Source organism: Corallococcus sp. Z5C101001 (assembly GCF_007352635.1).
Taxonomy (GTDB): Bacteria; Myxococcota; Myxococcia; order Myxococcales; family Myxococcaceae; genus Corallococcus; species Corallococcus silvisoli.
The window spans coordinates 325,483-338,188 of the sequence record NZ_VKLU01000005.1 but is presented as its reverse complement, the minus strand read 5'-3'; the positions used below and the strand labels follow the sequence as shown (position 1 = coordinate 338,188).

Genomic DNA, 12,706 nt, shown 5'->3' with positions numbered 1-12,706 from the left:
GGGGAACCCGGCGGCCGGGCCCGTGCCCGCTTCACGGGGATGCGGCGCGGCGGGAGAGCGATTGTTACGGTGGGGGCCACCATGGTGCTGAAAATCGTCCAGGCAGGAGAACCGGTGCTGCGCCAGCGCGCGCGAGAGCTGACCCCCGAGGAGATTGGCGGCGAGGCCACGCGCCAGCTCATCGCGCTGATGCGCGACACGATGCGGGATGCCCCCGGCGTGGGGTTGGCGGCGCCCCAGGTGGGGGTGGGCGTGCGGCTGGTCGTCATCGAGGACCGCGCCGAGTACCAGGCCGGAGCCTCGGCCGCGGACCTCGCCTCGCGGGAGCGGGCGCCGGTGGGCTTCCACGTGTTGATCAACCCGCGGCTGGTGGTGGAGGACCCCACGCCGATGGAGTTCCACGAAGGGTGTCTGAGCGTGAACGGGCTCGCGGCGCTGGTGTCCCGGGCACGCGGCGTGCGGGTAGAGGCGCTGGACGAGCACGGGAAGCCGGTGACGGTGTCGGCGCGGGGCTGGTACGCGCGCATCCTCCAGCATGAGGTGGATCACCTGGACGGCACGCTCTACGTGGACCGCATGGAGACGCGCAGCCTCACGACGCAGGAGAACCACCGGCGGCACTGGCTGGGCAGGAGCACGGCCCAGGTGCGCGCGGCGCTGGGGCTGGCGGAGCAGCAGGTTTCGATTTCCCCGGAGGACAAGTCATGAGCAGCAAGCTCTTCAGCCCGTTGAAGCTGCGGGACATCACGTTGCGAAACCGTGTCGTGGTCTCGCCCATGTGCCAGTACTCGAGCGAGGACGGCTTCGCCAACGAGTGGCACGTGGTGCACCTGGGCAGCCGCGCGGTGGGCGGCGCGGGGCTCATCCTGACGGAGGCCACGGCCGTGGAGCCGGAGGGGCGCATCTCGCCGCAGGACCTGGGGTTGTGGAAGGACGCGCACGTGGAGCAGTTGGCGCGCATCAACCGCTTCCTGCACCAGAATGGGGCCGCGTCGGGCGTGCAGCTGGCGCACGCGGGGCGCAAGGCGTCCACGCCCCGGCCCTGGGACGCGGGGTCGCGGGTGGCCCCGGAGGACGGGGGCTGGACGCCGTTCGGGCCCACGACGGAGTCGTTCACGGAGGGCTATCCGGTGCCCGCGGCGCTGGACGAGGCGGGCATCGCGCGCGTCGTGAAGGCGTTCGCGGACGCGGCGGTGCGCGCGAAGGCGGCGGGGTTCCAGGTCATCGAGCTGCACGCGGCGCACGGCTACCTGCTGCATGAGTTCCTGTCGCCGCTGTCGAACACGCGGACGGACCGGTACGGCGGGTCGTTCGAGAACCGCACGCGCTTCGCGCTGGAGGTGACGCGCGCGGTGCGCTCGAAGTGGCCGGAGTCGTTGCCGCTCTTCATGCGCATCTCCGCGACGGACTGGGTGGAGGGGGGCTGGACGCCGGAGGAGTCGGTGGCGCTGGCGCGGCTGGTGGCGAAGGAGGGCGTGGACCTCATCGACTGCTCGTCGGGGGGCGTGGTGGCCGCCGCGAAGATCCCGGTGGGGCCGGGCTACCAGACGCACCTGGCGGAGAAGGTGCGGCAGGAGACGGGCGTGATGACGGGCGCGGTGGGGATGATCCGCTCCGCGTTCCAGGCGGAGCACGTGCTCGTCACGGGGCAGGCGGACGTCGTCATCCTGGCCCGGGAGCTCCTGAGGGATCCGTACTGGCCGCTGCGCGCCGCGAAGGAGCTGCGCGCGGACGTGATGTGGCCGCACCAGTACGAGCGCGCGAAGAACTGACGCGCGTCCTGGGGCCGCCGGTCCCGTTCAAAGTCCGCGTAAGCTGGTCCCCATGCTGACCGAAGTGCAGGCGGGCCCCTATACCGTGCGCGGTGTGTCCGTGGGCGGCGTGTACACGTCGCTCCTGGTCCCGGAGCTGGGGGTGTTGCTGGATGCCGGCATCCCCATCCGGTCCTTCGCTGGCACCGACCGCATCTTCCTGAGCCATGGCCACGCGGACCACGCCAGCGCCCTGGGCTCGCTCCTGGGCATCCGCGCGCTCGTGGGGAAGGGGCCTCCGTTCGTCTACCTTCCGGCGGAGATCGAAGCGCCCGTGCAGGAGGCGCTCGCGGCCCTGGGGCGGCTGCACCGCATGAAGTCGGACATCCGCACCGTTCCCCTGCGGCCCGGCGACACCGTGAAGGTGCAGCAGGACCTGTGGGTGCGCGCCTTTCGCACGCACCACCCCGTGCCCTCGCTGGGCTACCAGTTCCTCCGCCGCGTCGCCAAGCTCAAGGCCGAGTACCGCGAGCTGCCTCCAGCGGAGATCGGCCGCCGGAGGCAGGCCGGTGAGCCCCTGTTCGATGAAGTCGAGCGCCTGGAGCTGGCCTACTGCACCGACACGCTCTCCAATGTATTGGAGCGCCAGCCGTCCCTGTTCGACAGCCGCGTGCTCATCCTGGAGTGCACGTTCATTGACTCGGAGCGCACCGTGCGCGACGCGCAGGAGCGGGCGCACATCCACCTGGAGGAGATCGCCGCCATGGCCGACCGCTTCCAGAACGAGGCCCTGGTCCTGATGCACTTCAGTCAGGCTTACAGCCCCGCGCAGGTCCATGCGACCCTCCAGGCCCGCCTCCCCGCCTCGCTCCTGGAGCGCGTGCGAGTCTTCGCGCCTGACTCCGGCCGCTGGTTCGGTTGAGCGCCAGCCCCGGCCTTCCCGCGAGGCCCACCATGACTCCTCCCCTCGTCGCGCCTCCGTCCTCCCGCCATGTCCTCATCGCGGGTGCGGGCATTGGCGGCCTCACGCTGGCGTGCGCGCTCCAGAGGGCCGGCGTTCGCGCCACGGTGTTCGAGCGCGCGGAGGCGCTGCGGCAGGTCGGCGCGGGCATCATCGTGCAGATGAACGCGGCGCTCGCCCTGCGCAGGATCGGCCTGTGTGACGCCGTCGTGGCGGAAGGCGAACAGCCTGAGCAGACCCTCATCCTCGACTTGGCGGGGCGAGGCATCAGCCGCGTCGACGTGCGCTCGCTCCAGCAGGAGCTGGATGCCCCGATGGTCGCCATCCACCGCGCCCGCCTCCAGGCCGTCCTGCGCGCCCATGCGGGCCCCGAGGACGCCGTGCGGCTGGGCGTGTCGGTGACGGGCTTCCAGGACGCGGAGGGGCACGTCACGGTGTCGCTGTCCGACGGCACCACCGTCTCCGGCGACGTGCTGGTGGGCGCGGATGGCCTGCGCTCCGTCGTGCGCTCCGGCCTTCGGGGCGACGAGCCCACGCGGTACTCCGGCTACACCAGCTGGCGTGGCGTCTGCCCGGGCGCGGAGTGGGTCACGGCGGGCCAGATGATCGAGACGTGGGGGCCCGGGGCGCGCTTCGGCATCGTGCCCATCGGTCACGGCGAGGTGTACTGGTACGCCACGCTCAACGCCCCCGCGGGGGCGGAGGATGCTCCGGGCCAGACGCTCGCGGTCCTCCAGGAGCGTTTCGCGGGGTGGCATGCGCCCATCGCGCGACTGCTCGCGGCGACGCCTCCCGAGCGCGTCCTGCGCACGGACATCCACGACCGGCCGCCGCTGGCGCACTGGAGCCGCGGACGGGTGACGCTCCTGGGAGACGCCGCGCACCCGATGACCCCGAACCTGGGGCAGGGGGGATGTCAGGCCATCGAGGACGGCGTGGTGCTGGCGGAGTGTCTGACGGCTCCCGGGAGCGTGGAGGACGCGCTGCGCGCCTACGAGGCCATCCGGGTGAAGCGCGCCAACGCGATGGTCGTGCGCTCACACCAGGTGGGACGGATGGCCCAGTGGGAGAGCACGGCCGCTCGCTTTGTCCGCGATGCGCTCTTCCGGCGTGTCCCGGAGTCCGCCGCGAAGAACCAGCTCCGCCAGCTGGTGGCGCCCTTGCGCTGAGCCGCGCCGGAGCGGGCGCGCGGTCTCACCCGCGCCCCGGTCAGGCCGGGGGTCACTTCGACGCGGTCGACGCGAGGAACGGCAGGACGTGCGGCAGCACCTTGGGGGCCTTCGCCCAGGCTCCACCATGGTCCGCGTGTTCGATGGTGGCGAAGGCCGCGCCCGCCCGCTCCGCCACCCCCTTCATGGCGTCGTGGTACGGGTCCTTCTCCCCGCAGTACAAGAGCCCCGGTCGCCCGGAGCGGACCAGCGCTTCATCCTGGCCCGCTGAGTCCTCGCAGGCCCTCAGGCACAGGCGCAGGGCCTCCAGGTCGCCCGCGTCGATGGCCTCCGCCAGCTCCGGGGCTCGCCGCGCGCCCATCAGGAGCACGTGGAACCAATCCACTTCCTCGGACGACTTGAGCTGCTTCGCCAGGGCCGCGTAGGCGATGGGCAGCCCGACGACGGGATCCCAACCGCCCACCACGTAGGACGTCAGCCGCTCCGGCGCGGCGGCGGCCAGCCCGCACAGCGTCCAACCGCCCATCGAATAGCCCCACGCCTGGGCCCTGCCGATGGACAGCGTGTCGAGCACCGACAGCACGTCCTCCACCCGGTGCCGCAGCCTGTAGGCCTCCAGGTCGTGGGGCGCTTCGCTCCGCCCGTGCCCCAGCGAGTCGAAGGTCACCACGGTGTACGCCTCCGTCAGCGCGGGCAGGTACCCCTTGAGGGCCCAGTGCGAGCCCAGCTGGAGCAGGCCGTGCAGGAGGAGCAGGGGAGGCCCACGTCCCTGGACCTCGTAGTGGATGCGGCGGCCGGACTTCGTCGCGAAGGGCATGGCGTGGACTCTCTCCTACAGGCCCGAGACCTTCCCGGAGCGGGCCACCGTGAAGCCGAAGGACACCGTCTGCCGGGAGCGCGGCGGGACGTTCAACTCGAAGCGCACGATGCCGTCGTCGCTCACCTTCGTGGGCGCGGGCTTCGTGGCGTCCTTGAGCAGCGCCACCTCCACGGCCTCCACCTCGGACACCGGCATGCGCTCCTCCACCACCAGGTTCGCCGGCATCGCCCCCATGTTGGAGACGAACAGCTTCACCCGCTCCGTGTTCGTGCGCCGGCTGGTGATGCGCGCGACCTCCTCGCTCGACTCCGCCTGCCGTGACACGCGCAGCGAGTCCTCGCTGCCGAAGCCCAGCTTCACGCGCTCGCCCCGGCCCGCGAACTTGAGCTGCGCGCGGCCCACGTAGCCCTTCGAGCGCACCAGGTCCACCGGCCCGGCCATCAGCACCGTCGGCCCCGTGTTGTCGAACCGCGCCACCCGGTGCACCAGCGGCGACTGCTCCGGGCAGGCCACCAGCTCCGACGTCGCGGGCGCGGTGAACGCGAACAGCGCCACGCGGTGCGCCTCGCCGTCCGACGGCACCGTGACCTTGTGGGGCGTGGACAGCGTCACCGGCGCTCCGCCGTCGTCCATGCCGGGCAGCGCATCCGCGGCCTTCGAGGTCCCGGCCTCGCCGGTCGTCTGGATGGACTCCTCGCGGACGGAGACCTCCACCACCTGCTTCTCTCGCACTGTCTTGTCCCGCAGGGACAGCCAGTCCTCCTCGAGCCTGGGGGGCGTGGCACCCAGCGTGGGGCGCGCCGTGGAGAAGGCCAGCGTCACGTCCTTCCAGGCCTCGCCGGTGTTCTGCCAGACGACGGCCTCGCACTCCAACGCCACCGTCGAGCCCTCGTCCGCGAGGCTCAGGGCCGCGCGATACGCGGGCCGCCATGCGGCGCAGGGCACCAGGTACGTCAGCGTCAACGTCACCGGCCCGCCCGTCGCGTGGCTCACGTCCAGCTCCGCGCGCACGTCCACCGTGGGCTCGGCGGGAGCCGTGCGCGCCAGCACCTCGCGGGTCTCCTGCTCATGCTGGCGTTGGAGGCGCGCCGCGGAGCGCCGGGCCTGCCAGAGCGTGTCGTCCGTCGCGGCCTGCTCCTTGCGCAGCGTTTCGAGCTGTTCCTTCCAGCGCGTCGGATCCGCCTCGCCCGCGCCGGTGCGCTCGCTGATGGCGCGGAAGACCTCGGTCCGCGCGGCCCCCAGCAGGTCGCGCCGCGTCTCCAGGCGACCGACCTCCGCCTGCGCGCGCTCCAGCTCCTGCTCGCGCTCGAAGGCGCGGCGGGCCAGCTCCGTGGCGTGTTCGCGCAGGGCCTCCGGGAGCACCGCGCGCATCGAGCGGCGCAGGCTGGCCTGGGTCACCACGCCACCTGAGAGCTTCGCTTGAAGCGAGCGGTCCACGGCCACCGCCGGCAGGCCGTCCACCGCGAGGCGGCACGGGCCCGGAGGCAGCGTCACCTCGCCGGTGCGCTCGATGAGGGCCCGGTCCTCCAGGACCGTCACCTTGACCAGGGGCAACAGAATGGAAGTGCGCATCATGTCCTCCGGTTCCCGCCGTACAGCATCTTGTTGCCGGGCAGCTTCACGACCCATGTCGCCTTCATCGAACGCTTCTCTCCGGCGGGCATGCTCATGCGCCAGACCCGCTCGCCCTCCACCGCGACCTCTCCGGGCAGGGGCGTGGGCTTCTGCCAGGGCGGGATGACCTCCGCCTCCTCGACCTTGAGGTCCTTCTGGGACTCGGGCACCGCGCCGATGCGCTCGGAGATGGCGAGCGTCGCGGGACGCGCGAGGTGGTTGGTCACCTCCACGGAGACGTGGTGCGTGAGGACGGTGTTGTTGCCGAACATGCCGCCCGTCGCTTCCTCGAAGCGCGTGTTGCGCGCCACCTGGATCGCTTCCTCCACGCCCAATCCCAGCCGCTGCGTCTCGCCGGGCCCGAGCGTGGGCAGCGGAGAGGTCATCAGGAACTCATCCCCGAGCGTCACGTCCACGGGCCCCGCGAGCAGCGGGTGCGGTGTCCGATTGTCCAGGCGCACCGTGCGGAAGACCCGCGGCTCCACCGAAGGCACGCAGACGTATTCGGCGCGGAACTCCAGGGGCACCGTCAGCATGGGCACCGTGTGCCACGCGCCGTCGGCGGGCACGTCCGCGACCGCCTCCGCGTCGAAGCGCGCGTCGAAGTGCCGGGCGGAGTCGCGCGGCGCCACCGCCCACGTGGGCGGCGGCACGGTGTTCACGGACTCGGCGGTGACGAAGGCCTGGGACTCCAGGCGCACCACTTCGACCTGGAGACTCACGGAAGTGACGGACAGCCTCGCCTGCGTGATGAGCGCCGGCCGGGGCGTCAGCCGGCCGCGCTCGGCTGGAGCGCCCGGAGGGGCCAGCGTCAGCGAGTCGTAGTCGAACAGGCTGTCCGCGGGCTCCAGGGCCCTCGTGCGCCGCGACTCCCCGCCGCCGCCCTCGCCGTCCGAGAGGTCCGATGACAGGTCCATCATCGGGGCATCATCGAGGCTCTCCTCCTCGGCCGCGCGCTTCTTGCTCATCCCGCCGCCGCCCCGGCCCGGGGCATCCCGCCGGAAACTCCGGCTGAGGTCTCCGCCGTCGCTGATGTTCCGGCTCGGGGCCGCCGACGGGCGGACTCCGCCCAGCGTGGGGGCCGAGGCCTTGGGAGCCGGCATGGGAGGCGGCGCGGGCCGGGAGACGGAAGGGGGCGCCATGGGCGGAGCGCCCGGCGCGCCCCCATACGAGGACGACCTCGCCTTCGGCGACTTCTCCTTCAAGGACTCTTCGAAGGCCACCACGCTCCCGAACGAGTCCTCATCCGCGTCCAGCTCGTCCATCGGAGCGGGCGGAAGAGGCTCGGGCATCGCGAGAGGGGGCGGCACCTTCATGGCGTCGTAGCCCGCGAACAGCTCGTCCAGGCCCGGCGCGGGCTCACGCCATCCCGAGCGCACGGGCGCCGGCTGGCTGCGGCCGATGCGCAGCGACTTCAGCTCCGGCACCACCGCGCGCCGCTCCAGGCTCGCGGTGGAGACCGACAGCCGGACCCCCTTCCAGTCCTCGCCGGTCCGCTGGATGACGGCGGCACGCATGCGCAGCGTGCCTTCCTCCAGCGTGCGCGGCAGGCGCAGGTCGTAGGTGGGCACCCATCGCGCGCCCGCCACGGCGTACTCCAACACCAGGCGCGCCTCCGCGTTCGCGGCGATGGGGCCGGACAGCGTGAGGAGGGCCGCGCGGAAGAGCCGGGCCCGGTCCACGCTTCGCGCGGAGGACAGCTCCTGGACGAGGCGGCGGCGCAGCTCCAGCTCTTGGGTGGCGTCGCGGTACTGCCGCTCCAGCTCCAGCCGCTGGGCATGCAGCGCCGTCAGCTCCGCGTCCACGAAGCCCGTCAGCGCCAGCATCGCGGCGAGGGGCGCCTCGCGCGGGAGCTGGCCCTTGCGCTGGGGCGGGAAGGAGGGCGCCAGTCCCTGAAGGGTCTCCAGCTCCGCGCGCACCCGCTCCAGCCGGCCCAGCACGTCCGACAGCGCGGCCTCCGCCGCTTCGGCCGCGTGCAGCTCCGCGGGCAGGTCCGATTCGGCGGGCAGCCGCACGTCGAACGTGGGCCGCAGGTCGCGGACGAGGAGCCCGGTGGGGCCCTCCACCACGCGGGCGCGCAGGGTCGCTGTTCGCAGGGCCAGGGGCAGGCCGTCGACGCGGACCTGTTCGGGCAGGTGCCCGTTCTCGGGGGAGAGCACGAGCGCGCGGGTGCACAGCGCGCCTTCGGCGTGAACGGTGACGGATTCCAGGATGGACGGTACGACGCGCATGGGCCCCCCTCTTGTTCCGCGGAGAGGGCCGAACGCTAGCCGACGGCCCCGCGAATGGCGACGGCGAGGGGACGAATGCCCTCGCCAGGGGGTGGGACTCGCCCGGAGCCCACGGGGCCATGACGGGGCGCCGAAGCCTGCTTCGCCGAATCTCCCGTTCGGCCGGCGCCGCCGAAGCGCGCTTCGCTCCCGCGCCCTGACTCCCAGAGCAGGAGCGACCCTCGGCGGGGTTGGCACAGCCGCTGCTTATGCCCGGTCCGAACCCGCGGCCACGAAGCCGGCCCCATCACACGAGGAACTGATCATGCATGACGTGGATCGCACCTACCAGGAACTGGAGGGGGAGTCGTTCGAGTTCGAGTTCAACGCCGAGTCGGAGTGGGGCGAGGTCTTCAACGAGAACGAGCTGAACGAGCTCGCCTCGGAGCTGCTGGAGGTCAGCAACGAGCAGGAGCTGGATCAGTTCCTCGGCAACATCATCAAGAAGGTGGGCAGCGCCGTCGGCAAGGTCGTGAAGTCTCCGCTGGGCAAGCAGCTCGGGGGCATGCTCAAGGGACTGGCCAGGCAGGCCCTGCCGATGGTGGGCAGCGCGCTCGGCAACCTCGTGGTCCCCGGCGTGGGCGGCGCCGTCGGTGGCAAGCTGGCCTCCATGGCGGGCCAGGCGTTCGGGCTCGAACTGGAGGGCCTGAGCCAGGAGGACCGCGAGTTCGAGGTGGCCCGGCAGATTGTCCGACTCGCCTCGGACGCCTCCAAGACGGCCCTCAACTCGCCCGACAATGCTTCGCCCCAGCAGGTGGCTGGCGCCGCCGTCCACCAGGCCATCCAGAAGTTCGCCCCTGGCTTCGCCGCCCAGATGCCGCACGCCGCGGGCACCGGTGGCCGCAGTGGCCGCTGGGTGCGCAAGGGCAACAAGATCATCCTCTACGGGGTCTGAGCCACCATGTCCTCCGGCTCCTTCGCCTCCTGGATGCTGTCACAGGAGGCCCGCGCGCTGCTCACCCGGCTCGAGCGCATCAAGTCCTTCGCCATGTCGGAGACGATGGTCCCAGCGGCCACGCTCTCCGTCGAAGCGCAGGCGGCGTTGGAGAGCTACCTGGTCAAGGGGCGCCGTGAGCTACGGACGCAGATCCACCAGTACCTCGCGTGGTTGGAGGGCCCCTGGGGCCGACACGCGGCCCCCGCCGAGGCGCAGCGGCGCTTCACCTTCCTGCGGCTGCGCTTCAACGTGGTGCTGTCGCAGTTCGACATCTTCAGCGAGGCCATGAGCCAGCGCAGCGAGGCGGACAACGGCGTCTGGCTGGCGGGGCTGGACGTGCTCTCCAAGAACGCGCTGGAGCTGCCGGGGTACTACGAGGCGCCGCCCGTCATCTGCTACCTGGCTCGCGGCCCCGGAGCGGCCATCCGCCGGGCGCGCACGCGTCTGCCCGGCGGCGGGGCGAACCCGGTGGCCATCATCCGCGTCCCCCGCGAGCGGATGATCGGCAGCAGCCTCGCGTCCTCCCTCTTCCACGAGGTGGGGCACCAGGGGGCGGCGCTGCTGGACCTGGTGGCCTCGCTCCGCGTGGCCCTGCGCGACGTGCCGCGTGAAGGGCCCGAGGACGCGCTGGTCTGGGGCCTGTGGGAGCGGTGGATCTCGGAGGTCGTCGCGGATTTCTGGTCGGTGGCTCGCGTGGGGGTGACCGCCACGGTGGGGCTGATGGGGGTGGTGAGCCTGCCGCGGCCGTTCGTGTTCCGGCTGAACATGGACGACCCCCATCCCATCCCGTGGATCCGCGTCAAGCTGAGCAGCGCGCTGGGCGGACTGCTGTATCCGCATCCGCAGTGGGCGCGGCTGGCGCGACTGTGGAAGGCGTTCTACCCCATCGACGGACTGTCCGAGCAGCACCGCCGGGTGCTCGGCGCGCTCGAGGCGAGCCTGCCGCGCATCGCGCGGCTCCTGGTGGAGCACCGGCCGGAGTCCCTTCGTGGACGCACGCTGGTGGAGGTCATGAAGACGCGGGAGCGTCAGCCAGACCGGCTCGCCGAGCTGTACCGGGAGTGGCGCGCCCGGCGCTCCCGCATTCGTGAGTCGCCGCCCTCGCTGGTGTTCGCCGTCATCGGGCAGGCCAGGGCCGACGGGGCCATCACTCCCGAGGAGGAGAGCAAGGCCCTGGCCGAGCTCCTCAAGTACTGGGCCCTGCGCAGCACGCTCGATGCGTCCGAGACCTGCGCGTCACTCTCGAAGTCGCGGACCCTGGCGTCGGTGCTCCGGGCTCCCGCGTTGCCGCGGAACGTCGTCACCTAGCGTTGGAGGATGGAATCATGGCTGGCGTCACACTCACTCTCTCACCCACCACCGTCACCTCGAGCGCTTCGGGTGCCACCGTCGAACTGTCGGCGTCCCCCGTCCACGTGAACCCGAAGCTCACGCATCGGGTCTACAGATGGTCCGTGGAGGCCGGCAGCGTCGAACCCCCGGTCTCCAAGTCCAGCGCGGACAGGCAGGAGCTCAATGGCCACGCGACCTGGACGATTCCCAGCTCGAGGCGCGCGGGCGTCCTCAAGGCCAAGGTCATCCTCGAGGAGTTCGAAGGGGCGGGCTCCACCAGGCCCGCGTTCACCTGGGAAGCCGAACAGTCGCTGACCCTCCTCCCGGGAGAGGGCGACAGGAACGTCCGGGAGGTGGTGCGCGAAGCGCTCAACGAGCTCAACTCCTTCGGCGCGGCTGGACGCATGCCTGTCCTCCCCGTGGCGCTGCAGCGCACCCTTCATCCGCTGACGACCGACGTCATCCTCTGGATGGTCATCCGCAAGACCACCGATTGGCTCTCCTTCGATCAATACAGCCGGTTCATCGACGCACACCTCTGCCCGCCCGACCACATGACGGACCCGGGCACGGGCCTGCCGGGCACGGGCAGGCCGACCCCGATCCGCAAGCCCAAGCTCCGGCTGCCATTCCCTGGCGTGGATGCCTACCGGAAGCTGAAGGCCCTGACCGAGGCCTTCATGCTGGAGCGCACGGGCGTGCTGGTGGACTTCACGGAGCTGCTGGACAAGCTGGACGCGCGCGTGGAGGGCGGTCGCCTCGGCCAGACGCTTCCTCGCGATTTCGACTTCGAGGTCGTGTGGAAGCACTACCTGGAGGATGTGAACGGAAGCGCCGATGTCGCGCTCCCCTACCTGGCGATCATCCGCAACAAGCTCCCCGACGTGCCGGTCATCGCGCCTCGGAACATTCCGGAGGACGACTACGCCGCTTGCTACGGCATCCTCCAGCAGAAGCTGGGCTACCCCACCTTCCTGGAGCTCATCTGGAACTACTGGCACGAGGAGGGAATGCTGGTCCAGGCGATGAACTACATCAGCAATCGCTTCCAGAACGTGCGCGGGCCCGGGGACCGGGATCCGCTGGCGAACATGGAGATCGATCCGCTGCGGCCCCTCAACAACGTGTTGTGGGGCTACCTCCAGGACGAGCAGCACCGGCTGAGCGTCGTGCGCCGCGCCCACGAGTACGACCACGAATATGGCTTCACGCTGCACGGCAAGGCCGTGTCCGGGATGCGCACCGCGGATCGGCGCTCGAAGTTCCTCGAGTCCTTCCACAACCTGCTCCACCAATGCGTGCAGTTCTTCCGGCAGGACGATGACACCACCGTGGTGTCGGACGGCTTCCCGGTGCTCAACTCGCTCAAGGAGACGCACTACCTGCTGGCGCAGGGGGCCCATAACCAGTTCGGAGACATGCCCTCCACCGCGCGCCAGGAGATGCTGATGCAGCAGTGGCTGCTGTCGCGCCCGGAGATGCGCGAGTTCCTCGGCGGGCGGGTGATGGTGCCCTACCCGGAGCCGTGGATGGACCGGGTGGATGCGATGAAGTCGCTCCTGGGGTGGACGGACGTCAGCGTGGTGCACTTCCACGACCTCGCCGTCTACGGCGAGCAGGTGCTCCTGGCCGTGCGCTACGGCGCGTGGAGCATCACGAACGACCCGAACCAGGCCGCCAACTGGGCGCGCTACTGGCGGCCGGAGATCCAGGGCTACATCCACGCGTACCGGGCCGTCACCGGCGTGGACCTCGCGGTCGACATCACCGACCAGCAGCGCCTGGCGGAGCGCTACGTGTCCCCCTCGGTGCACCTGCGCAACCGGCTGGCCCTGCAGCGGAGGCGGTGACG

At 71.4% G+C, this 12,706-nt stretch carries 10 protein-coding genes; 7 read left to right on the top strand and 3 right to left on the bottom strand.

Going from position 1 to position 12,706, the window contains the following annotated elements:
• Positions 1-81: 81 nt before the first annotated feature.
• The 4 genes from def to FOF48_RS11760 are packed head-to-tail and all read left to right on the top strand — an operon-like array spanning position 82 to position 3,881.
• Positions 82-708, top strand: coding sequence for a peptide deformylase (def, locus tag FOF48_RS11775; protein WP_143900948.1), 627 nt, complete (start codon positions 82-84; stop codon positions 706-708).
• Complete coding sequence (locus tag FOF48_RS11770; RefSeq protein WP_143900946.1) at positions 705-1,772, top strand: NADH:flavin oxidoreductase/NADH oxidase; 1,068 nt, start codon at positions 705-707, stop codon at positions 1,770-1,772. Before def ends, FOF48_RS11770 begins: the two co-directional genes overlap by 4 nt.
• 52 nt (positions 1,773-1,824) lie before the next feature.
• A complete protein-coding gene (locus FOF48_RS11765; protein WP_143900944.1) occupies positions 1,825-2,673 on the top strand; it encodes an MBL fold metallo-hydrolase in 849 nt (282 codons plus the stop codon).
• A gap of 32 nt (positions 2,674-2,705) precedes the next feature.
• On the top strand, positions 2,706-3,881 hold the full coding sequence (locus FOF48_RS11760; protein ID WP_143900942.1) for an FAD-dependent monooxygenase: 1,176 nt from the start codon (positions 2,706-2,708) through the stop codon (positions 3,879-3,881).
• A gap of 52 nt (positions 3,882-3,933) precedes the next feature.
• Here the strand turns inward: FOF48_RS11760 and FOF48_RS11755 are convergent, their stop codons facing one another.
• From FOF48_RS11755 to FOF48_RS11745, 3 genes are read right to left on the bottom strand one after another with little or no spacing between them, the layout of a single operon-like run.
• On the bottom strand, positions 3,934-4,698 hold the full coding sequence (locus FOF48_RS11755; RefSeq protein ID WP_143900940.1) for an alpha/beta fold hydrolase: 765 nt from the start codon (positions 4,696-4,698) through the stop codon (positions 3,934-3,936).
• A 15-nt stretch (positions 4,699-4,713) separates the two neighbouring features.
• The gene (locus FOF48_RS11750) at positions 4,714-6,273 is read right to left on the bottom strand and encodes a DUF4139 domain-containing protein (RefSeq protein WP_143900938.1); all 1,560 of its coding nucleotides are present in this window, start codon (positions 6,271-6,273) and stop codon (positions 4,714-4,716) included.
• On the bottom strand, positions 6,273-8,546 hold the full coding sequence (locus FOF48_RS11745; RefSeq protein ID WP_143900936.1) for a DUF4139 domain-containing protein: 2,274 nt from the start codon (positions 8,544-8,546) through the stop codon (positions 6,273-6,275). The genes FOF48_RS11750 and FOF48_RS11745 overlap by 1 nt, the downstream gene beginning before the upstream one ends.
• Positions 8,547-8,850: 304 nt before the next feature.
• Between FOF48_RS11745 and FOF48_RS11740 the strand changes: the two genes are divergently transcribed.
• Genes FOF48_RS11740 through FOF48_RS11730 form a run of 3 tightly spaced genes read left to right on the top strand, consistent with a single transcriptional unit; the run spans position 8,851 to position 12,704 of the window.
• The gene (locus FOF48_RS11740; protein ID WP_143900934.1) at positions 8,851-9,480 is read left to right on the top strand and encodes a hypothetical protein; all 630 of its coding nucleotides are present in this window, start codon (positions 8,851-8,853) and stop codon (positions 9,478-9,480) included.
• 6 nt (positions 9,481-9,486) lie between these two features.
• Positions 9,487-10,830, top strand: a complete 1,344-nt coding sequence (locus tag FOF48_RS11735; RefSeq protein WP_143900932.1) for a hypothetical protein — start codon at positions 9,487-9,489, stop codon at positions 10,828-10,830.
• Positions 10,831-10,847: 17 nt separating this feature from the next.
• Entirely contained in the window at positions 10,848-12,704 is a 1,857-nt protein-coding gene (locus FOF48_RS11730) for a hypothetical protein (RefSeq protein WP_143900930.1), read from the top strand.
• Positions 12,705-12,706 lie beyond the last annotated feature (2 nt).